Annotated in this window: 23 protein-coding genes; all 23 read left to right on the forward strand. The window is 34.3% G+C overall.

The window, feature by feature from the left end; translation table 11 throughout:
• The first annotated feature begins 3 nt into the window (after positions 1-3).
• The 23 genes from murD to F5ESL0233_RS03280 all read left to right on the forward strand — a co-directional run bounded on the left by murD (position 4) and on the right by F5ESL0233_RS03280 (position 22,334).
• Positions 4-1,386 (forward strand): UDP-N-acetylmuramoyl-L-alanine--D-glutamate ligase, encoded by a 1,383-nt coding sequence (murD, locus tag F5ESL0233_RS03170; RefSeq protein ID WP_122058711.1) that lies wholly within the window; start codon positions 4-6, stop codon positions 1,384-1,386.
• On the forward strand, positions 1,383-2,483 hold the full coding sequence (gene murG, locus F5ESL0233_RS03175; RefSeq protein ID WP_090091764.1) for an undecaprenyldiphospho-muramoylpentapeptide beta-N-acetylglucosaminyltransferase: 1,101 nt from the start codon (positions 1,383-1,385) through the stop codon (positions 2,481-2,483). Before murD ends, murG begins: the two co-directional genes overlap by 4 nt.
• Before the next feature lie 15 nt (positions 2,484-2,498).
• Positions 2,499-3,350, forward strand: a complete 852-nt coding sequence (locus F5ESL0233_RS03180) for a cell division protein FtsQ/DivIB (protein ID WP_090091765.1) — start codon at positions 2,499-2,501, stop codon at positions 3,348-3,350.
• A gap of 61 nt (positions 3,351-3,411) precedes the next feature.
• On the forward strand, positions 3,412-4,761 hold the full coding sequence (gene ftsA, locus F5ESL0233_RS03185; RefSeq protein WP_122058712.1) for a cell division protein FtsA: 1,350 nt from the start codon (positions 3,412-3,414) through the stop codon (positions 4,759-4,761).
• A gap of 15 nt (positions 4,762-4,776) precedes the next feature.
• Positions 4,777-6,102, forward strand: coding sequence for a cell division protein FtsZ (ftsZ, locus tag F5ESL0233_RS03190; protein WP_090091769.1), 1,326 nt, complete (start codon positions 4,777-4,779; stop codon positions 6,100-6,102).
• 13 nt (positions 6,103-6,115) lie between these two features.
• Entirely contained in the window at positions 6,116-6,556 is a 441-nt protein-coding gene (locus F5ESL0233_RS03195; RefSeq protein ID WP_090091771.1) for a cell division protein SepF, read from the forward strand.
• A complete protein-coding gene (locus tag F5ESL0233_RS03200; protein WP_090091773.1) occupies positions 6,553-6,858 on the forward strand; it encodes a YggT family protein in 306 nt (101 codons plus the stop codon). Before F5ESL0233_RS03195 ends, F5ESL0233_RS03200 begins: the two co-directional genes overlap by 4 nt.
• A gap of 176 nt (positions 6,859-7,034) precedes the next feature.
• Entirely contained in the window at positions 7,035-7,847 is an 813-nt protein-coding gene (locus F5ESL0233_RS03205; RefSeq protein ID WP_233554959.1) for an RNA-binding protein, read from the forward strand.
• Complete coding sequence (locus tag F5ESL0233_RS03210; RefSeq protein ID WP_122058714.1) at positions 7,823-8,593, forward strand: DivIVA domain-containing protein; 771 nt, start codon at positions 7,823-7,825, stop codon at positions 8,591-8,593. The genes F5ESL0233_RS03205 and F5ESL0233_RS03210 overlap by 25 nt, the downstream gene beginning before the upstream one ends.
• Before the next feature lie 220 nt (positions 8,594-8,813).
• Positions 8,814-11,603, forward strand: coding sequence for an isoleucine--tRNA ligase (gene ileS / locus F5ESL0233_RS03215; RefSeq protein WP_122059239.1), 2,790 nt, complete (start codon positions 8,814-8,816; stop codon positions 11,601-11,603).
• Positions 11,603-11,812 carry a cold-shock protein gene (locus F5ESL0233_RS03220; protein ID WP_090091777.1) on the forward strand — a complete coding sequence of 70 codons (210 nt, stop codon included), beginning with the start codon at positions 11,603-11,605 and terminating at the stop codon, positions 11,810-11,812. The genes ileS and F5ESL0233_RS03220 overlap by 1 nt, the downstream gene beginning before the upstream one ends.
• 13 nt (positions 11,813-11,825) lie before the next feature.
• Positions 11,826-12,389 carry an NUDIX hydrolase gene (locus F5ESL0233_RS03225; protein ID WP_090091779.1) on the forward strand — a complete coding sequence of 188 codons (564 nt, stop codon included), beginning with the start codon at positions 11,826-11,828 and terminating at the stop codon, positions 12,387-12,389.
• A gap of 1 nt (position 12,390) precedes the next feature.
• A complete protein-coding gene (locus tag F5ESL0233_RS03230) occupies positions 12,391-12,708 on the forward strand; it encodes a hypothetical protein (RefSeq protein WP_118897774.1) in 318 nt (105 codons plus the stop codon).
• A 14-nt stretch (positions 12,709-12,722) separates the two neighbouring features.
• Complete coding sequence (locus F5ESL0233_RS03235; protein ID WP_122058715.1) at positions 12,723-13,418, forward strand: 5'-methylthioadenosine/adenosylhomocysteine nucleosidase; 696 nt, start codon at positions 12,723-12,725, stop codon at positions 13,416-13,418.
• Between the two features lie 3 nt (positions 13,419-13,421).
• Entirely contained in the window at positions 13,422-14,576 is a 1,155-nt protein-coding gene (locus tag F5ESL0233_RS03240) for a cysteine desulfurase family protein (protein WP_122058717.1), read from the forward strand.
• A 48-nt stretch (positions 14,577-14,624) separates the two neighbouring features.
• The gene (locus F5ESL0233_RS03245; protein WP_090091787.1) at positions 14,625-14,966 is read left to right on the forward strand and encodes a DUF1831 domain-containing protein; all 342 of its coding nucleotides are present in this window, start codon (positions 14,625-14,627) and stop codon (positions 14,964-14,966) included.
• A gap of 6 nt (positions 14,967-14,972) precedes the next feature.
• On the forward strand, positions 14,973-16,094 hold the full coding sequence (mnmA, locus tag F5ESL0233_RS03250; RefSeq protein WP_228150126.1) for a tRNA 2-thiouridine(34) synthase MnmA: 1,122 nt from the start codon (positions 14,973-14,975) through the stop codon (positions 16,092-16,094).
• A gap of 175 nt (positions 16,095-16,269) precedes the next feature.
• The gene (locus F5ESL0233_RS03255) at positions 16,270-16,923 is read left to right on the forward strand and encodes a histidine phosphatase family protein (protein WP_122058719.1); all 654 of its coding nucleotides are present in this window, start codon (positions 16,270-16,272) and stop codon (positions 16,921-16,923) included.
• Complete coding sequence (locus F5ESL0233_RS03260; RefSeq protein WP_370448344.1) at positions 16,923-17,570, forward strand: tetratricopeptide repeat protein; 648 nt, start codon at positions 16,923-16,925, stop codon at positions 17,568-17,570. Before F5ESL0233_RS03255 ends, F5ESL0233_RS03260 begins: the two co-directional genes overlap by 1 nt.
• A complete protein-coding gene (locus tag F5ESL0233_RS03265) occupies positions 17,563-19,917 on the forward strand; it encodes an ATP-dependent RecD-like DNA helicase (protein WP_122058722.1) in 2,355 nt (784 codons plus the stop codon). The genes F5ESL0233_RS03260 and F5ESL0233_RS03265 overlap by 8 nt, the downstream gene beginning before the upstream one ends.
• Before the next feature lie 17 nt (positions 19,918-19,934).
• The gene (locus F5ESL0233_RS03270; RefSeq protein ID WP_090091794.1) at positions 19,935-20,324 is read left to right on the forward strand and encodes a DUF1828 domain-containing protein; all 390 of its coding nucleotides are present in this window, start codon (positions 19,935-19,937) and stop codon (positions 20,322-20,324) included.
• A 122-nt stretch (positions 20,325-20,446) separates the two neighbouring features.
• A complete protein-coding gene (locus F5ESL0233_RS03275; RefSeq protein WP_090091796.1) occupies positions 20,447-21,679 on the forward strand; it encodes an MFS transporter in 1,233 nt (410 codons plus the stop codon).
• Positions 21,680-21,821: 142 nt separating this feature from the next.
• Entirely contained in the window at positions 21,822-22,334 is a 513-nt protein-coding gene (locus tag F5ESL0233_RS03280; protein ID WP_370448345.1) for a GNAT family N-acetyltransferase, read from the forward strand.
• The last annotated feature ends 57 nt before the right edge of the window (positions 22,335-22,391 follow it).

Consider the following 22,391-nt stretch of genomic DNA (forward strand, 5'->3'; position numbering starts at 1 on the left):
GTCATGAAAAAAGTTGCAAAGTATGCAAATAAAAATATATTAGTTTTAGGTTTAGGAAAAAGTGGTTTTGCAGTGAGTAGATTGCTACTTAAACTTGGTGCAAAGCTAACTTTGAATGATCAGGCAGATTTAGCTAAAAATGAATATGCTCAAAAATTAGTGCAACAGGGTGTACGTGTAATCGGTGGTAAACATCCAGTTGAATTATTGAGTCAAGAACACTTTGATTATTTTGTTAAGAACCCAGGCATCCCCTATGAAAACCCAATGGTAAAAAAGGCACAGGAAATAGGTCTGCCCATTATTACTGAACCAGAAATTGCTTTAAGTGTCAGTGAAGCACCTTACGTATGTGTAACCGGTTCAAATGGTAAAACTACAACTGTTATGCTTACGCAAGAAATTATGGAACATCATATGACTAAGTTAGGTCATCACGCTTACGCAGTTGGCAATATTGGTACTCCTATTTCTGAAGTAGTAATGAAAGCTACTAGTCAAGATTTATTAATAGTAGAAATGTCAAGCTTTCAGTTATTAGGTGTAACTGATATCAATCCAGAAGTAGCGGCAATTATTGATATTTATCACAATGTGCACCTTGATTATCATAAAACATTTAATAACTACGTCGATGCAAAATTAAATGTAACTAGAACGCAAACAGCTAATCATTATTTTTTGGCTAATCTTGACCAGCCTAATATTCTCAATGAAGAAAGAAAAACAACTCAAGCTCAAATCCAAACTTTTTCTGAAAACAATCAAGAAGCTGATTATTTTATTGCTGATGGTTATTTACAAACTAAAAAAGAAAAGCTTATAAAAGCTAGTGATATGAAACTGCCAGGCATACATAACCAGCAAAATGCTCTGGTTGCCAGTGCCATTTCTCATTTGATGGGAGCTGGAAGTGATGACATTCGCGCAGTCTTGTCCACCTTTACAGGTGCTAAACATCGTTTACAATATGTAATGACACTAAATGAGCGTAGAATTTACAACGATTCAAAGTCGACTAATATTGAAGCTGCTTCTGTTGCAATTCCCGCTTTTGATTCCCCTGAAGTTTTGATTGCTGGTGGACTTGATCGTGGATTTAATTTCGATTCATTGATTCCTTTATTAAAAAAATACGTTAGAGCTGTTGTCCTTTATGGTGAAACAAGGTATTTATTAGCAGATGCAGCAAGAAAAGCAGATATTAGGGAAATTGTAATTACTAGTACGCTTCAAGAAGCTATACCCAAAGCATATGACTTAACTCTTCCGGGAGATGTTTTATTATTTTCGCCTGCTTGTGCTTCTTGGGATCAATTTAAAAATTTTGAAGATCGTGGAAACTATTTTATTAAATTTATTAAGGAATTGAAGAAAAATAAATGAGAGTTATATTTACTGGTGGTGGAACTGGTGGCCATATTTACCCAATTATGGCGATTATTGAACGCTTAAAAGAAAGAAATTTGGCAACGGATGATGAAATTTTATTTGTAGGTACTGAAAAAGGATTAGAGGCAAATATAGTTCCAGCAGCTGGGGTTAACTTTAAAACATTAGAAATTCAGGGCTTTAGTCGTAAGCACTTATTGAATAATTTTACAACTATTAAAAAGTTTATTAAAGCAACTAAAAATGCCAAAAAAATTATCAGTGAATTTAAACCTGATGTAGTAGTTGGCACAGGTGGTTATGTAAGCGGAGCAATTGTATACTCTGCTGCTAAGATGGGAATTCCCACTATGATTCATGAATCAAATTCAGTAGTTGGCGTTGCTAATAAATTTTTAGGTCATTTTGTTGATAAAATTTGTTACACATTTGATGATGCAGCTAAACAGTTTAGTGAAAAGAAAAAACTTATAAAAACAGGGAATCCCCGATCACAACAAGTATTAAGATTATTGTCTGCAAGCACAAATAATAGTATAAGTAAATATGATTCTAAAATACCCACAGTGTTAGTTTTTGGTGGTTCACGTGGGGCATTGACAATTAATAAAATCATGCTGCAATCACTAAAAAAACTTAACCAAAAGCCATATAAAATCATTTGGGTTACTGGAATGTATTATTATGAAGAAATCAAAAATAAATTAGCTGGTATTCAATATGATAATATTACTATTTTATCTTATGTAAAAGATATGCCAGCCTTGTTACCTAAGATGACTTGCGTTGTTTCTCGTTCTGGAGCAACCAGTATTGCTGAATTTACTGCTTTAGGTGTCCCAGCAATTTTGATTCCTAGTCCTAATGTTACACATAATCATCAAATGAAAAATGCACTTGATCTTGAAAAAGCAGGTGCAGCTACTGTAATTGCCGAAAATGATTTGAATCCTAACAATTTTATTTCGTCAATTGACCATATTTTACTGGATAGTAAATATGCTGACGCAATGAGTATTGCTTCTAAGCGATTAGGGGTTCCGAATGCTTCAGATCAGATAATTAAAGTTATGGAAGAGATTATTAAGTAATAATAGGTGAAACTGTTGACTAAAAAAAAGGTGACAAAGATTGATCCTGAAGAAAAATTATCTCGATATTTAAACTATCAATCTAATCAAAATAAGAGAAACAATCAAGTAAAAATCTCTGCTTCTCTTTCTAAGTTGCATAGTGAACGTAGGTCGGCCCTATTCAAACGAATGGGTTTGATTATTATTGTTTCGATAATAGTCTTATTGGGCTTAGGTTATTATATATCTCCGTTGGCTAATGTTAACAGTATCACAGTAACAGGTGAGAGTAGTCTTCCCATTAAGGAAATTGTGAACACTTCCGCAATTAAAGGCAGTGATAAGGTAATCGATTGTTTATTAAGGCAAAAAGAAATTAATCATAAGTTAGTTAATAAGTATAATGAAATAAAATTTATCAATATATATGTTGAGCATTTTAATCACTTGCAGTTGGAGATAAATGAATTTAAAACTATTGGGTATATAAAGAGAGAAAAAGGGTATTGTAAAATATTGTCAAATGGTAAACTGGGATCACAGTTACTTCCTTGGAATAGAGTGAGCCACAATAAGCCAGTCTTTATTGATTATAACCACGAAGTTTCACTCGAAGATAATTTAAAATTATTTAATAGTCTACCAAATAGTTTTCAAAGCCAAATAAAATTATTAAGTGGTAATACGCGTCGTAAATCACAGGTGATTTTCGTCATGAAAGATGGGAATGTAGTTATTGGCGATATTTCAACACTCAAAAGCAAATTAAAGTATTATAATGAAATAAGAAATAAAGTTGGAAAAAATAGTTTAATAGATTTAGAAGTGGGCGCTTTCAGTCGCCCACTTACAGCAAATGAAAAGCGAATATATGGCTTAACATAAGCTGATTTTATGTTTCTTTTATGTTAAAATTTTAAAAGAACATCGACGGGGGGTTTAATTTTTGGACGATACAAATCTTTTAGTGGGATTAGATATAGGTACTACTGCAGTAAAAGCTGTTGTTGCTGATGCAGGTAAGGTCATAGGTGCAGTTGCTGTCAATAATAAGGGCATGCGGCATGGTAATATAGTAGATATTGATGAAACAGCCAGCGCAATTAAACAAGCTTTAAAAGAAATTGCTACTAAGACCAACGCTCACATTTATCGCGTGGTAACTGGAATACCAGTTGGAATGTTGCAGTTAGAAAAAGCAAGTGATTTAATTAATGTGAGTGACAGTGGTCAAGAAGTTGGCAACAGTGATGTTAAGCGCGTTATCAGCATTGCAATTAAATCTGGTGTAAAAAGTGATCGTGAACCAATTGCTTTTTTTCCTAATCATTTTGTCATAGATGGAACAGATGTTGTTGATGATCCCCGAAAAATGATTGCTCATTCATTAGCAGTACAAGGAATTGTCTTGACTGCGCCAACCAGTCCACTTCATAATATTAAGAAGGCAATTGAAAGAGCCGGTTATCAAAATAATTTCTTTGTTCCCACCCCGTTAGCAATCGCTAGTGTCGCTTTACAAGAAAGCGAACGAAAATTTGGCTCAATTATTCTTGACTTAGGTGGTGGAGTTACTACAGCAACAGTTATTCGTAATAATCAAATTGTCTATGCCAATGTTGACTATGAAGGTGGCAGTGACATTAGTGATGATATTTCTGTAGTCCTTAGTACTTCAAAGAAAGATGCAAATCAAATTAAGCTTGATTACGGCTATGCTAATCCGGCTTTAGCTTCTGTTAAAAATGAGTTTGCTGTTAATAGTGTTGGCTCAAATGGACAACAAATGGTAGACGAAGTTTACTTAAGTAAAATAATTAATGCCCGCGTAATGCAAATAATTGGCCGAATAAAAAAGGGTTTGGCTCAACATGATGCATTAAAATTACCTGGTGGTGTAATCATTACCGGTGGGAGTAGTTTACTTCAGGGATATGCTGAAATTATTGCAAATGCAATGAATGTTAAGGCACGTGTTTACTATCCGGATCAAATTGGGATGCGTAATCCGGTATACTCTGTAGCTTTCGGGATTGTCAATTATGCATATAAAATGTCAGATATTGATTTTTTGATTACTAGTTCAATATATGGAAATGATATACTTGATCAAAATGAAAAAATGGTAATAAAAAAATCAAAAAGACCGACTTCTGCTAATGAAACAAAAGTAAAAGAAGAATATAATAGACGTGAGCTGTCTAAGCGAGAGACAGACTCGCAAAGCAAACTGAAAAATAATATGCATAACAATGAAAAAGGCATAAGGAATTTCTTTAAAAAGTTCTTTGATTAAAGGTGGTTAATTTAGATGGATTTTACATTCGATTCAGACGACAATAAAAATGCTGTCATCAAAGTAATTGGTGTTGGAGGTGCTGGTGGTAATGCTGTTAATCGAATGATCGATGACGGCGTACAAGGTGTGTCTTTTGTTGCGGCCAATACTGATGTTCAAGCTCTTAATAGCAATAAAGCAGATAATAAAATTCAATTAGGGCCAAAGTTAACTAGAGGCTTAGGTGCTGGATCACACCCAGAAGTTGGACAAAAGGCTGCTGAAGAAAGTGAACAGACGATTGAAGATTCACTTAAAGGTGCAGACATGATTTTCATTACTGCTGGGATGGGTGGTGGAACTGGAACTGGTGCCGCACCTGTAGTAGCTAAAATTGCGCGTGAAACAGGAGCTTTAACTGTCGGCGTTGTTACCCGTCCTTTTACTTTCGAGGGTCCCAAGAGATCCAAAAATGCAACAGAAGGAATTGCGCAATTAAAGCAGTACGTTGATACACTAGTAATCATTGCTAATAATCGGTTACTAGAAATGGTTGACAAGAAGACACCGATGATGGATGCCTTTAAAGAAGCAGATAATGTATTAAAACAAGGCGTACAAGGTATATCTGATTTAATTACCTCAACTGACTATGTCAATTTAGATTTTGCCGACGTAAAGACAGTTATGGCTAATCAAGGCGCTGCCTTAATGGGAATAGGTCGTGCAAATGGTGAAAATCGAACAGTCGAAGCTACTAAGCTTGCCATTTCTTCACCATTACTTGAGGTCTCCATTGATGGAGCAAAGCAAGTTTTACTTAATATTACAGGTGGTCCAGATTTGACTTTGTTTGAAGCGCAGGATGCTTCAGAAATAGTGTCAAAAGCTGCTGGAGATGATGTCAATATTATTTTTGGTACTTCAATCAATCCAAACTTAGGTGATGAAGTAGTAGTAACAGTAATTGCTACAGGAATTAGCTCTCAAGCTGAAGAAGAAGCTTCCAAGCAGCTTCCTGGCCGTAGTCATCAAGTTCAAGCTAAAGCAAAGGTCAATAATCATAGTCAAGAAAAAACGGTTATTGATGAAAATTTGCAAAATACGAATTCAGACCCTTCATTGGATCAACCTACTGTTCAACCAGCACCCAAGCATAAGGTAATGGTTGACCCTACTAGTGTATGGGGGTTGAATAGTGATGAGCAGACATCAACTCGTGTAACACCATCGATTGAAGAAAATAACCGAGAAGACTCATTTGATGATGAACCGAATAGTATTTCTCAAATTGAAACAAGTGCATTTGACGATGACACTGATGATATCCCATTTTTTAGACATCGTGGTGAAAACTAATAGGAGGTAAAAAATGTCATTCAGCAAATTAGGTAAATTTTTCGGTGTAACTGATATCGATGATGAAATTCAAGATGATGAAGAATATGAAGACACATTAAGACCTGATGATAATAGTGCATCAAATGGTGTTTACCATGATAATGTTGTCTCAATTAATTCTAGCGCAAGCGGTCACAAAAAAAGTAAGATAGTATTATACGAGCCACGAGTATATTCTGATGCTAAAGAAGTAGCACAAAATTTGTTAGATAATAAGGCCGTAATTATTAATTTTAGTCGAATGGAAGATGCTTCGGCTAAAAGAATTGTAGATTTTATTACGGGGACGGTCTATGCCTTAAATGGTAAGATACAACGAGTAGGAGATAAGATTTTTTTAGCAACCCCACCAAGATTTGTCACTGATGGCAAGATTAGTGAATTAGTTGATAAAAAAGATAACTTAGAATGATGACAGTAATGATTTATAATCTTATCAGTATTCTTGACTATCTTATTTATCTTTATAGTATTTTAATGGTAATTGATGCAATCATAAGTTGGATACCAGGACTACATGAATCAGCAGTCGCTAGAATTCTTAATCGTTTAATTGATCCATATGTCAATCTTTTTAGAAAAGGTCCGATTGAAAGTTTATCTAATACAACGGGAATTGATATTTCATTTTTAGTTGGCGTCTTAGTATTATACTTTATTCAAAGTTATGTGATTAATTGGCTATTAAATATATTATTAAAGTTATTCGGTTAGTCTTTTTCAAGTATTCTGCAACTAAGAATATGTAGTTTAAAACAAACAATAAAGCATTGAACTTTTTTAGTTTAATGTTTTTTATTTGATAACAATTTTATTTGTTAGTTATGTTATAATTATACCTACTATGTTTGCTAGCAAATTTTAAAAATATGGATTCTCGGTGAAATAATTTGACTTTAGAAAATATTAATCAGCGAAAACACTATGTAGAAGGAATTTTAGGGGAAACTGAAAGTAGTAAACTTGTGGATAAACTACTTCATTACTATAAAAAAGCTCTTTATAGTAATCAACCAGTCTTGTCAGAATTTCTAAATCCAGGGCAAAGGGCAGTTTTAAAAATTCTGGTTGGTAGCGATATTTCTTTCCAAGAATTTGGTGGCTATCCTGCTGCTGAAAAAAAGCGTGTTCTTTTGTCTGAAGGTGCAAGTTATTCATTAGATGCTTTTCAAATAAGTATTTGTCAGATTGTTTATCCTAAAAAATTTGTTCAATTAAATCATAGTATGATTCTTGGTAGTTTAGCTAATTCAGGCATAAAAACTGAAACTTTTGGTGACATTATTACCGATAACCATGGGAATTGGCAGTTTATGGTAGATAACAAGTTACTTCCCTTTTTCAAAAGTGAGTTGCAGTATATTGGTAAAACAAAAGTCAGTATAAAGCAGCTACCACAGACCAGGGTATTAGTTCCAGCCGATGACAGTGAGATGGCAAGTGTAATTGTCGCTTCTTTAAGATTAGATGCGCTTTTATCAGCAATTAGTAAGCTTAGTCGGTCACAAATAAAAGCTGCTGTTTCGGCCAAATTAGTTAAGCTAAACTGGTTTACAGTTACCGAAATTAATCTTATGTTACAAAGAGATGACGTTCTTAGTTTAAGGAAATTTGGGCGTCTGCAGATTACTGATATTGGGCAAACTAAAAAAGGTAAATATAAGGTGGTGCTGAAACTTTGGCAAGCAAAAAAATACAAATAGAACCATTAACTCCAATGGATATCCATAAACAAGAATTTAAAAAGCGAGGACTTAGTGGCTACGATCGCCATGAAGTTGATAGCTTTTTAGATCGCATTGTTAATGATTATGGAGATGCACTTGATCAGATTGCTGACTTGAAAAATGAGATAGTGCAATTACAAGGACAAGCCGATAAATTTAAAAAACAAGTTGCAGAATATCATGCAATTGAAAGTAAAAAGCAAGCTATAATTACTGAAGCTAAAGAAAAAGCACAAAAGATCATTACAGATGCAACAATTGTAGCTGACAATAAAGCTGCCCAAGCTCTAATTGATACAGATTATCAACGCCAACAACTTGAAACTATTAAATTCGATTATGAACGAGTTAAAAAAGAAGTAGCTGGTTATCGTAATTACATTCAAGAGCTTTTACAAAAGGCGATTGCAAACTTAGCGGATGAAAAATGGCAAAAAGCACTTGATCATTATTTTTCAACTGAGCGTTTTTATCCACCAGATGGTTCAGAACCTTTAACTTTAACTGATGCAGATGAAGAGATTGATGAAGACGATGAGGTTGACAATGAAGCAGGGATTGAAGTAAACTTTGAGGAGAATATTGATGATTCGCATCATAGTTCGCAGCTAATTGAAGGCGATAGTCCGAATATTTCATTTAAAGCTGTAGATTCAACCAGCATGAAGCATGCTAGAGACAAGGATATTGTTTTTTCCGATAATAATAAGGATAATAACTAATAAACTGACAGTAAAATCGAAAAGCAAATTCAGCGAATTAGCGATGGTGTAAGGCTAATACAAAAGCTTAGAGGTTAATCAGCTGTCTAATTTGTTTATTACGTGATTTGCACGATACGCAAAATTTAAGTGGAGCTGAATAAGCTCAATTTAGGTGGTACCACGAATGAAACCTCGCCCTAATTTAGGACGAGGTTTTTTTAACAGAAAGGAATATGAAATGAAGGTCAAAGATACACTTAACCTAGGTAAGACTAAGTTTAAAATGAGAGGCAATTTACCTGTTCGCGAAGCACAATGGGAACAAGAGTGGGATGATGATAAGCTATATGAACAACGGCTTAAATTGAACGAAGGTAAGCCAAGTTTTGATTTACATGATGGTCCTCCTTTTGCTAACGGGAATATTCACATGGGTCATGCTTTGAATAAAATTTCTAAAGACATTATTGTTCGCTTTAAGAACATGAATGGATATTATGCTCCCTTTGTTCCGGGTTGGGATACGCATGGGTTACCAATTGAACAACAACTTGCAAAAAAGGGAATTAAAAGGGAAAAGCTAGGTCGGGCTGAATACCGTCAGCTTTGTGAAGAATTTGCCAAAAAAGAAGTAAAAAAACAGATGGCTGATTTTAAACGATTAGGTATTCTAGCTGATTGGAACCATCCCTACATTACTTTGCAACCTGAGTATGAAGCTGAAGAGATTCGCTTGTTTGGGGAAATGTATCAGAAGGGTTATATCTATAAGGGTAAAAAACCAGTTTATTGGTCACCTTCCAGTGAATCAACTTTAGCTGAAGCAGAAGTTGAATATCATGATGTAGAATCACCGTCAATTTATATTTCTTTCCCAGTTAAAGATGGTAAGGGAATCTTAAATACAACTGATACTTACTTTTTAATCTGGACAACAACACCATGGACAATTCCAGCTAATCAAGGAATTACGGTTAACCCAGCTTTTGATTATTCAGTTGTAGAGGTTAACGATAAGCGTTATGTCATTGGGACAGATCGACTGGAGTCTGTGGCTGAAGCACTAGGTTGGCATGATTATCAAGTTGTGCAACATTTAAAGGGTTCAGAAATGGATCGAATGCTAGCTACTCATCCATTATATGGTCAAGATGTTTTGCTGATGAATGCAATGCATGTAACCGCAGAAGATGGTACAGGACTGGTTCATACTGCATCAGGCTTTGGTGAAGATGATTATAATGTTGCACAAAAGTATGGCTTACCAGTCTTTAGTCCAATGGATAATAAAGGATGTTTTACTGAAGAAGTACCCGATGCAGATTTAGTTGGCGTATTCTATGCTGATGCTAATAAATTAGTTAGTGATAAATTAAAAAAGTCAGGCAATTTGTTAAAATTGAGCTACTTTACGCACTCTTATCCTCATGACTGGCGTACCAAAAAACCAGTAATTTACCGAGCAACTACTCAATGGTTTGCTTCAATTGATAAGTGCCGCGAGCAAATTCTTGCTCAAATTGATCAGATTAATTTCATGCCATCATGGGGTAAGTTACGTTTGCATAATATGATTAAAGATCGCGGAGATTGGGTAATTTCACGGCAACGCGCTTGGGGAGTACCACTACCAATTTTTTATGCTGAAGATGATACGCCAATTGTTACACCAGAAACCATTAATCATATTGCTGAGATATTTAGTAAAGAAGGGTCCAACGCCTGGTATAAGCGTAGTGTTAAGGAATTGTTACCTGCAGGTTTCACTTCTGAACATTCACCTAATGGTGAATTTAGAAAAGAAACAGATATATTAGATGTTTGGTTTGATTCAGGGTCTTCGCATAGAGCTGTTTTAGCCCAAAGAACAAACTTACATTTTCCAGCTGATTTATATCTTGAAGGAAGTGATCAATACCGCGGTTGGTTTAACTCAAGTTTGATTACTGCAGTAGCAACTACTGAAAAAGCACCTTATCGTAGTATCTTGTCACAAGGTTTTGTGTTAGATGATCAAGGACATAAGATGTCTAAATCACTGGGTAATGTTATTGCTCCAAGTGATATCATTAAGAAAATGGGGGCCGAAATTATACGCTTATGGGTAGCTTCTGTTGATGCTACTTCTGATGTTGCCGTTTCTCAGTCAATTTTAAGTCAAACAGCTGAAAGTTATCGAAAAATACGTAATACTTTCCGGTATCTATTGGCTAATACTAGCGATTTTGATCCACATACTAATAAAGTTGCATATGAAGATTTGAATTCAATTGACCAATATATTGAAGTTCGTTTAAACGACTTAGTCCAAGATTGTCTTGCTAGTTACAACAAGTATGATTTTAATACAGTTTATAAACATATTTTTGCCTTTATTTCTAACGACTTATCGGCCTTTTACTTAGATTTTGCAAAAGATGTTTTATATATTGAGGGCAAGGATAGTCATGCTAGACGCTCGATGCAAACAGTTATTTATGATGCAACTGTTAAATTAGCTAAATTATTAACCCCAATTCTACCGCATACTATGGAAGAAATTTGGTCGTTCACAAAGGAAAAAGAAGACCATATTCAATTAACCGATATGCCTAAGATAGAGCAATATGATAATCGGGCAGAATTACTTAACAATTGGGGCATCTTCATGAATTTACGTGATGATGTTTTGAAGGCTTTAGAAGAAGCTAGAAATAGCAAACTGATTGGAAAATCATTTGAAGCGGCAGTGACTATTTATCCAACTAGAGAAACTAAAGCGGTTCTTGATAAATTAGATGCAGATTTTAGACAAATTCTAATTCTTTCTAAATTAGTAATCACTGATAGCGCAGCTCCAGCAGAAGCTTTTAAGTTGCCAAATGGTTCCTTTGTAGTTGAACATGCAGAAGGCGAAGTGTGTCCAAGATGTCGCATGATTAGAACAGATATCGGGGCAGATAAGGAATTGAGCATAATTTGTGGTCGTTGTGCCAAAATTGTTAAAAATGATTATCCAGAACTAATACAAGAAGGTTTAGAAGAATAATGCGCCTAGGTACAGTAAAACAATTTGATCAAAATAGTAGCTTTGGTTTTATTGAAGATGATCAAAATCACAAATCATATTTTGTTTTTTATACGGCTATTAAAGAAGAGGGCTATCGCCGTCTTCAAGTCGGGCAAAAAGTTAAGTATCAACTGGCACAGGGGAAAAATGGTCTTCAATGTGTTAATGTTTATTTAACTAGTGTGTAGGGAAAGTGAATAGATGGATTTAACAGAAACTGAAATTTCTTCAAAACAGATATTTTCTGGTAGAATTGTTGACCTATCAGTAAGAACGGTAAAATTACCAAACAGTGAGGTTACTACTAGAGAGGTTGTAAAACATCAGCCTGCAGCTGCTACAATTGCTGTTAATGATAAGCAAGAGATGCTTTTAGTAGAACAATGGCGGGAACCAATTAAGGAATTGACTTTGGAAATACCTGCTGGGTTAATTGATGCAACTGATGCTAGTCCACTTGATGCTATGAAACGCGAGCTTAACGAAGAAGGTGGGTATCGCGCTGATTATTGGGAACAAATTACTGAATTTTATTCTTCTCCTGGGTTCACCAATGAAAAATTGTACTTGTTTTATTGTGATACTTTGACAAAATTACCTGAAAAAAAGCCACTTGATGCTGATGAATTCTTAACTAGTCGTTGGTATAACTTAGAAGAATTAAAGCATTTAAGTGCTGAGGGCAAAATTGTTGATATCAAAACCCTTTATGCAATGAGTGTATGGGAAAATATGCTTTTAACAGGTGCCAAAGCTAAGGAATAATATGACTGAAAAACGATCTGATTACCAAAAAAAAATTAAAAATCAAAAAAGTAATGTTATTTTTGATTCGGTTAAGTCTGCTTTTAATAATGATGAAGAGGTTGTTGATGTTAATCCTGACTTTATGCGGTCAACACAATCCAATTCTAAAAGAGTAAATAATTCACACCAAAAAAGAGAGCAACGCCAGAGTAATAATGCTCAAGAATATTTAAAAAAAGAAGACAAGGCCCTTAAACTAAAAAACAAATTAAACTTAGCAATTTTTATTGTTTTGGTATTAATTGTTTTGGTGTTATTGGCATTGTTTCATTTATAATAAGTGAGGAAAAAATGAAAATAGCAATTATTGTCCCAATGGAAATTGAGGCAAAATATTATCGTAAATATTTTCATGCTGGTAACAAAGAAATGTTCGGATCAAGCGTATTCGAACATTTTTGCGTTAAGCACAATGATATTTATATTGGATTAAGTGGTATTGGCAAAGTACAAGCTGCGATGAATTTAGCGAGTTTATTAACTAAGGTTGATATTGACTTGATTTTTATGACAGGAACTGCAGGTTCGCTACAATCAAGTATTTGCAAGGGAGATTTACTTTTAGCGGATTCTTTTAGTTACCATGATGCACATAATACACTTGCTGGTAATTATGTCGAAGGACAAATTCCTAGCGAACCTGCGTTGTTTGACTTAAAATCAAAGGAACAGGCAGCATTTGCAGATTTTTTACAAGAGCAAGGAATTCAATACAAAAAAGGATTAATTGTTACTGGAGATTCATTTATTGGGTCCAATGAGCAAAAAAAGAAAATTAACCAAGATTTTACTAGTGCATTAGGCGTTGAAATGGAAGGCGCCGCGTTTGCACAGGTTGCATACCATTTTCAGAAAAAACTAATTGCAATTAGGGCTATTTCAGATAATGGTGATGATAGTGCAAATGAAGATTTTGATAAATTTGCTCAAAAAGTCGGTGCCAAGGCTGCTAAGATAATTTGTGCATATATAGAAAAGATGAATTAATTAATGGATATATATCTTGATAATGCCGCAACAACACCAATGTCCCCAACGGTAATTGCTAAAATTACGCAAGAAATGAAAAACGATTTTGGCAATCCGTCTAGTACATATGGTCTAGGGCGTGCGGCAAGACATACGGTTGACCAAGCTCGGACTAAAATTGCTAAGGTCATTAATGCAGCTGATAATGAAATAATTTTTACATCTGGTGGCTCTGAAAGTAATAATACGGCCATCTTTGGCACAGCCTATAGTAGGCAAAAAATTGGTAAAAAAATTATTACTACTAAAATTGAGCATCCATCAGTCCTTGAGCCGATAAAAAAACTTGAGCGTGAAGGATATGAAGTAACTTATCTGGATGTAAATCATAATGGACAAATTTCACTAGTAGATTTAAAAAATGCTCTAACACCAGATACAATTCTTGTTTCAGTGATGGCAGTTAATAATGAAGTTGGCACGATTAATCCTCTAACGGAAATAGGAGCATTAGTTGCTCAAAGTAATGCATATTTTCATGTTGATGCAGTTCAGGGGTTAGGTAACATTGAACTTGATGTTAAAAAAATGAAAATTGATTTATTATCTACGTCAGCTCACAAAATTAATGGTCCTAAGTTTTTAGGCTTTTTATTTAAAAATAGCCAAATTAAGTTACCATCCCTTATTTTAGGTGGCGAACAGGAATTAAAAAGACGGGCTGGTACAGAAAATGTGCCCGCAATTGCCGGTTTTGGCGAGGCAATTAAAGAAATTGAGCAAATTGATAAAATAAAATTACAAGCAAAATATGCTCATTTTCAACATTTGATTTTAGCTGAACTTGATCAAGCAAAAATCAAATATCAAATAAATGGCGGAGCAGGTGCACATTGTTCGCATCATGTTTTGAATTTGCGAATAAATGGAGTTTCAACAACTCTTTTACAAACAAGTTTGGATTTGGCTGGTTTTGCGGTATCTGGCGGTTCTGCTTGTACAGCAGGTTCGCTTGAACCTTCACATGTTTTAATTGCTTGTTATGGGGCAGATTCTATCCGCGTAGAGGAATCAATTCGTATATCATTTGGTCGATATAATACGGATGAAGAAATTGGATCTTTTGCTAAGCAATTAGTTAAAATTGCTAGTAAACTGCAAGTGAATGAAAATTAATTGCTTTTACAATTATTTTGACTTATTATTAGTAAGTGAGGTTAAATTATGTCAAATACAGTTATAATTAATGGTGATAATCGTAAGTATACACTTAGTTCAGATTTGAAACTTTACGCTTTAATTGATGTCGGTTTTATTAAAACTGCTAAGGGTAATTATAGTTATGAACACCCACTGTATAATGATTCACCTTATAATGCGCCAACTAAACTAAAAATTACAGTTGATAAAGATTTTTCGCATTTTACAATGGTTATTACTGATCGAAATGGTTTAAAAAAAGTAAATATTTTTAAAAACAAACAATTAATAGCAACAGTTGAGCTTTTAAATTATATTTTAAAAGATTTAATAGAGCGCAAAATTCTAGTTGAAGTAAAGGATTGATAGAAATTGACAAAAAAGACTCGAGTTGTAGTAGGAATGAGTGGAGGTGTAGACTCCTCAGTTTCAGCCCTACTACTTAAAGAGCAGGGTTACGATGTTATCGGTGTTTTTATGAAAAATTGGGATGACACTGATGATGCGGGAGTGTGCACAGTAACTGAAGACTATGAAGATGTTAAAAAGGTTGCTGATCAGATTGGGATTCCTTATTATTCAATTAATTTTGAAAAAGAATACTGGCATCGAGTTTTTGAGTATTTCTTAGATGAATATAAGAAGGGGCGCACACCTAATCCTGATATTATGTGTAATAGTCAAATTAAATTCAAATCGTTTTTGGAATTTGCTTTAAAGCTTGATGCTGATTATATTGCAATGGGCCACTATGCAAAAACATTGACCGATGTCAATGGAATTACGCATATGGTACGTCCCAAAGATGGTAATAAGGATCAAACCTATTTTTTAAGTCAATTAAGTCAAGCGCAAATTAGTAAGGTGATTTTTCCTTTAGCTAATTTGACTAAGCCTCAAGTTCGTGAGATTGCTATTAAAAGTGGGTTAGCTACTGCTAAAAAGAAAGATTCAACGGGAATTTGTTTCATAGGGGAAAGAAACTTTCGCAAATTTCTAAGTGAATTTTTACCAGCACAAGCAGGTAAAATGGTTACGCCCAAAGGTAAAGTTGTCGGTGAACATGCTGGACTAATGTATTACACAATTGGTCAACGATCTGGTCTTGGTCTTGGTTCCACTAAAGAATCAACTGCCCCCTGGTTTGTGGTAGGTAAGGACTTAAAAAATAATGAGTTAATTGTTGAACAAGGCTATGATAGTAAGTTGCTTTACGCCACCAAACTTGAAGCTAGTGATATGTCATTTTTTACTGGACAGCCTAAACGAGATTTTAAAAAGCATTGTAGTGCAAAGTTTCGTTATCGCCAAGCTGATGTAGGTGTGACAGTTGAGTATCATGCAAAAGAAAACACAGCGAGTGTTTATTTTGATGAACCAGCCCGAGCTGTTACTCCTGGTCAAGCATTAGTTTTGTATGATGGTGAAGAATGTATGGGCGGCGGCAATATCGATTGTGCATACCAAAATAATGATAAGTTACAATTAGTTTAACGATAGTTAAGAAAGAAAAATATTGATTTTAAAAGCATCAAACTATAGTCTAGTTTGATGCTTTTAATTTTGCTTGTTAAATCTAAACATAAAGTTAGCTGGGTAGATGAATTAAATTTTTTCTTTATCATATTAAATGCTAAACTAAAAGTAGAATAAGGAGAGAAAATTATTAATGCAAATTTATTTTATTCGACATGGAAAAACAGAGTGGAATAATATTAAACGATTTCAAGGAGCGCATGGGGATTCACCACTTTTACCACAAAGCTTAATTGACATTACAAAATTAGGAAAATATTTACAAAAAGAAAAATTCGCTGCCATATATGCGAGTCCGTTAAAAAGAGCTTATGATACTGCAACTAGGCTAAAGCAAACAATGGGATTCACACATCCAGTTAACAAAGATGAGCGTTTACGCGAATTTGATTTAGGTAAACTGGAAGGACTAAAGTTTGAAGAAGCTACTTTAAAGTTTCCTGCCCAGGTAAATGACCTTTGGCAAAGACCAGATCAATATGATGGTAAAAGTATTGGTGGTGAGAATTATCTGGACGTAATTGCTCGTGGTAAAAATTTTGCCCAAGAAATCGTACAAAAATATGATCATGATGATAAAATCATTGCAGTTAGTCATGGAGCTGCATTAGGAGCAATTATGGGCGGCTTATTAGGCTATCCCTTAAATAATCTGCGCCAAAACGGCGGATTAAATAATACCAGTCTAACAATTTTGGAAACAACTAATCATTTTAATTTTAAACTAATTGTATGGAATGAAACGAGTTTTTTGGAAAGAAAAATGGTGGAAACAGATTCATTATGATAAATAAAAAAAGTAGTCTAGCTAGTGAAAGTAATCAAACTAAAGACCAGATTCATACTTTAATTACAAAAATTGATGCGGCTCCTACTGAGACAGATAATTATCTAAAGTTAGCAACCATTCTAATCGGAAAAGGTAGTTTTGAGCAAGCGGTTCAATTGCTTGAACAAGCTAAAAAGCTTGTTCAAAATCCTCAAGATTTAGATTACGACTTAGCGGTTGGCTACTACATGCAAGGTAATTTTAAGCATGCCTTAGAATTACTTAACCACATTCCTAATGATGACTTGGTACTGTATCAAAAAGCGTTAGTAATGCAGAAAGTAGGCCAGCATCAGAAGGCTCTGGCATACGCGTTGACAATTAAGCAGCTAGATGATCGTGTTTACGAATTATTAGGTGATATTTGGCTTAGCTTAGGCCAATTAGCAGAGGCACAAGCAAACTATGAAAAAATTTGTCCGACTAAAAGGGGAGCAAAAATAAATTTTTTACTTGGAATTACTGTTTTAGAACGCAATCGTGATTTAGCAGAAAAATATTTTAGTCAGGCAAAAGAAGAAGATTACCAATTTTATCAATCTGCTCAAAAACAGTATAATGCCATTTTAAAAATGCTTAGTGTTGTGGAGAAAGACAATGACTGAATTCACTGGAAAAGTAAAGCGTATCGTTTTTGAAAATGATCAAAATTTATTTAAAATATTAGATGCAACACTAATTAGTGAATTACCTGATTATGATCGAAAAGAAATTAAAATTACAGGTAATTTTGGCGATATTCAAGTGGGTGGTACATATCTTTTTCATGGTCAGCTAGTTGTTCATAATAAGTTTGGTCTACAATTTAACTGTGAGAGTTATCAGCAGTCGTTACCACATGAAAAAGATAGTCTAATCAATTTTTTAAGTTCTAGTAAATTTCCTGGAATCGGTAAAAAAGCCGCAGAAAAAATTGTTTCCGTTTTAGGTGATAATGCATTATCGGTTTTAAAGGATAAGCCAGAAAAAGTTGCCACCTTGTCTTTGACGAAAAAACAGAAGGATAGTTTGCTTAATGGTGTAAGCGCCATGGATTCCTATTCAGAAATTGTTTTAAAATTAGCACAGTATGGACTGAATAAAAAAGTTGCTAATCGCTTATATCAAATTTACCATGGCGAAACAATTAATAAGTTAAAGGCAGACCCTTATGCAGCAATTGCAGATGTTTCAGGCTATGCTTTTAAAAGTGCTGACCGCATGGGCACTAATTTAAATATGGCTAGGGATGACCCAAAAAGAATTAGCGGCGCAGTTTTTCAAATTATGCTTGATGAAGTTAATAAAGAGGGCAATACCTATATTAAATTAGCAGATCTTTTGACGCGTTCAAGTAAATTATTAGCGCTTGATCAATTTGATCCGATTGCCAACTGCATTAATAAATTACAGCATGAAGGAAAAGTTGTGGTTTCTGGTGATGAGGCAGCTTTACAGAATATTTTTCAGACGGAAAACGAAATTGCTCTGGCAATGAAAAATTTAGTTAACCGGCAAAATAGTGATCAGTTTAAAGAAAAAGATGTTCAAGCTGCAATTGAAAAAGCGGAAAAACAGTTAAAAATTGAATATGATGATACTCAAAAAATGGCAATTAAGAATGCTTTAACTAATCCGATATCAATTTTAACTGGTGGTCCGGGAACCGGTAAAACTACCATTATTAATGGAATTTTGTTAGCTTTACAAAAATTAGCCGAAATTCCAGCTTCAACTTTATATAGTAGTGACCCACCATTTTTGTTAGCTGCCCCAACAGGGCGAGCAGCTAAAAGAATGGAAGAAATAACAGGCATAACTGCTAAAACAATTCATCGTTTGCTGGGATTAGGAATCGGTGAAAATGATGCAACTGATTTGAATGAGCTTAACGGTGAAATTTTAATTATTGATGAAATGTCAATGGTTGATATGTTTTTATTTAAGCAATTAGTTAATAGTATTGATCAAACTAAACATGTTGTTTTTGTGGGTGATAAAGACCAATTGCCATCAGTGGGACCGGGAAATGTATTTAGTGATTTAATTAAAGCTGATGTTTTTCCTACTACTGTTTTAGAGCAAATTCATAGGCAAGGCGATGATTCAAGTATTATTACTTTGGCTCATGCCATAAATGAAGGGCAAAACCCACAAATTATTTTTAAAAAAACTAAAAATTATTCTTTTATTTCTTGTCCAACACATGAAGTTGATCACGTTGTGCAACAAATTGTTGAAAAAGCTTTAAATCATTTTGATCAAGATGATATACAAGTTTTGGGCGCAATGTATCAAGGTGAGGGGGGCGTTATTAATTTGAATAACGTGATTCAGGCAATCGTAAACCCTGCCAAAACAGAAAGTAAATTTTTAGAAATTCATGACGAAATTTTCCGAATTGGTGATCGAATTTTACAGTTACAGAATAATCCAGAAAAAGATATTTATAATGGGCAAATTGGTAAAATAGTCTCAATTGATAGTACTAGTACCAAAAATTGTATGATTGCTGATTTTGATGGACGTGAAATCAGTTTTAGCAAAAAAGATATGTTTGACTTAACTAGAGCTTATGCAATTACCATTCATAAGGCACAGGGGTCTGAATTTCCATTAGTTATTTTGAGCTTAACTATGCAAAATTATGTAATGCTTAAACGAAATCTTTTATATACGGCAGTGACCAGGGCAGCCCAAAATTTAGTCTTAATTGGTGATCCGCATGCTTACACAATGGCTTTAACTAATTCGGGAAATGATCGGCAAACTGGATTATGTAAGAAACTTAAGAAACAGCTGGCTAAAAATGGAGAAGAGACGTTAAGTCTTAAGGAAAAAGCAAAGATAAAAGCAGCAGTAGTCAGCTCTAATTCCGAGACTTCGTATATTTTGACGCCCGAATTAATCTATTCTGGAGAAATTGACCCAATGATTGGTATGCAAGATGTTGCTATTAAGCGCAAAAAATAATTGATAAGGAGTAATTAATGACTAAGCAATCAAAAAAAGTGTGTACTGAATTAAAGCAAAAAATAATTAATTGGCTAGCTAGTAATATTAATGTATTGATATTTGATGAGAACACTATTGAAATTGCCACTTCACAAAGAGATGCACTGGGGGAAGAGGTATATTGTTTTGTTGAAAAGAAAGAAACTGCATTAAAAGTTACTGATGATGGTCGTTGTCTATTTAAACTCGACCCTAGTGCTAGTGATGAAGAATTGTTTGAATCTTGTGCCAACTTGATTTGGGATGCAGGATTTGAAGTTAATCCTAGTACTGGTGTTATTTTTACTGAAGTAGATTCAGAAGATTTAGTACCTAAAATTAGCGAACTTGCTCGTTTACAGGTTGCAATTTCTTATTTAGTGTAAATATACTTCTGGAAGGAAATATAGTCATATTATCCTATTGTAAAAAGTGAAAAAACGAGTAGAATGTAATTCTGATGAAATAATTGAATGACAGAGAGCGTTCGTTTTGGAGGAAATAAATGATGAATACTATTAAACAGCACACTAGAGTACTAAGCAAAAATCAAAAGTGGACAATTGCGTCTACTTCATCCGGATTTGCTTTAGAAAATATGGATGTGCTTTTTTTATCCTTTGCAATGAGTTCAATGATTGCTGACCTACATTTATCTGGTGGTGCTGCTGGATTAATTTCATCAGTGACCAATTTAGGTATGCTGGCTGGTGGTATTATTTTTGGTATTCTTGGTGATAAAATTGGGCGAGTGAAGACTTTTAGTCATACTGTAATTATCTTTGCAGTAGCTACGGCTTGCATGGCTTTTGCCAAGAATATTTATTTAATCTATGCATTGCGTTTTCTAGCCGGTATTGGTGCTGGTGGCGAATATGGTGTGGGGATTGCTTTGATTGCAGAAACTTTTCCGCAAGCTCAGATTGGTAAAATGACTTCGATTGCGGCCATTGGTGGCCAAGTTGGTGCCGTCTTAGCAGCTTTAATTGCCGCTTGGATTATTCCTAACGCTGGCTGGCATATGCTATTTCTAGTTGGAATTGTGCCAGTTGTACTAACAATTTTTATTAGAAAGCATCTTCATGAGAGTGAACAATTTTTAACAGCGAAGGCTAAAGAAAAAGGTTCATTGCTATCAAATGTCTTTAAAAAAATGTTTGCTACACCGCAGTTAACTTTTCAAAGTTTAGGCTTAATGTTGATGATGACAGTACAAATTGCTGGCTATTTTGGCTTAATGAATTGGTTGCCAACAATTGTCCAAAAGCAATTACATTTGAATGTTGCTAATTCCAGTTTATGGATGATTGCAACAATTATTGGGATGAGCATTGGTATGCTTACTTTTGGTTCTATTTTTGATTATTTTGGTCCTAGAAGAGCTTTTGGCATTTTCTTAGTTGGATCTGCTATTATGGTTTATACTCTCAGCTTAGCTACTAATATGCTAACTTTACTGCTAATTGGGGCAGTAGTTGGTTTCTTTTCTAACGGAATGTTTGGTGGTTACGGCGCTGTAATTAGTCAACTGTATCCAACTGAAATTAGGTCAAGTGCTAATAATATTATTGTTAATATTGGTCGGGCAATTGGTGGCTTTTCATCAGTCGTAATTGGTATTTTGATGGATCGATATAATTTAACCATTGTAATGGGCTTTTTGTCTGCTTTGTATATTATTAGTCTGATTGTTATGATTAATTTACCGGGCTTAAAGACTCTATCTCGCAATAAGGCATAGTTTAATTTAGATGTACTGAGAAAATTTTTTTCTTAAATAGTTCTTGCTTACTTGGCTAATAATGTCATATTTGTTATGCTGTATCCTAGAGACTAAATTTAACAATATAGAAAGTTAGGATATTATTTTACATTTTAAAAACATTAAGTGGCAAACTGAGGAATATCGAAAAGTAAAAGAATTATACGTAAAAGCTTTTCCTGAAGCTGAAAGATTCCATACTTGGCAACTACTAGTTATGGCTTTGCGAAAAAAAGCTCGTTTTCAAGCTATTTACAACGAAACAGAATTTGTTGGTTTAATCTTTTTAGTTGAAGGAGAAACAGCGGTTTATTTAGCTTACTTAGCAATTATTTCAGCTAAGCATGGTCAGGGTTATGGTACGAAAGTATTACAGGCTCTAAGAAAGAATTATTACAATAAAGATATTATTTTAGATATTGAACCAATTAATAGTCTGGCACTAAACTATAATCAACGGGTAAAACGGCTTCATTTTTATGAACGCAATGGCTTTAAGCAAACTGGTAAAAAATTAATTGATGCTGGGGGTCAATATGCGATTATGACTACTGGCACAGTATTTAAAGCGGAAATCCTTAATCAGTTATTACATTATATGAGTTTCGGTCTACATAAATTTAAGGTTGAATGATACCACTAATTGGATTTAGCAAGTAACATAACTTAATTTAAAGGGTAAGCAATTTTT

The organism is Lactobacillus sp. ESL0233, from assembly GCF_003692995.1.
In the GTDB taxonomy this organism is placed as follows: domain Bacteria; phylum Bacillota; class Bacilli; order Lactobacillales; family Lactobacillaceae; genus Lactobacillus; species Lactobacillus bombicola.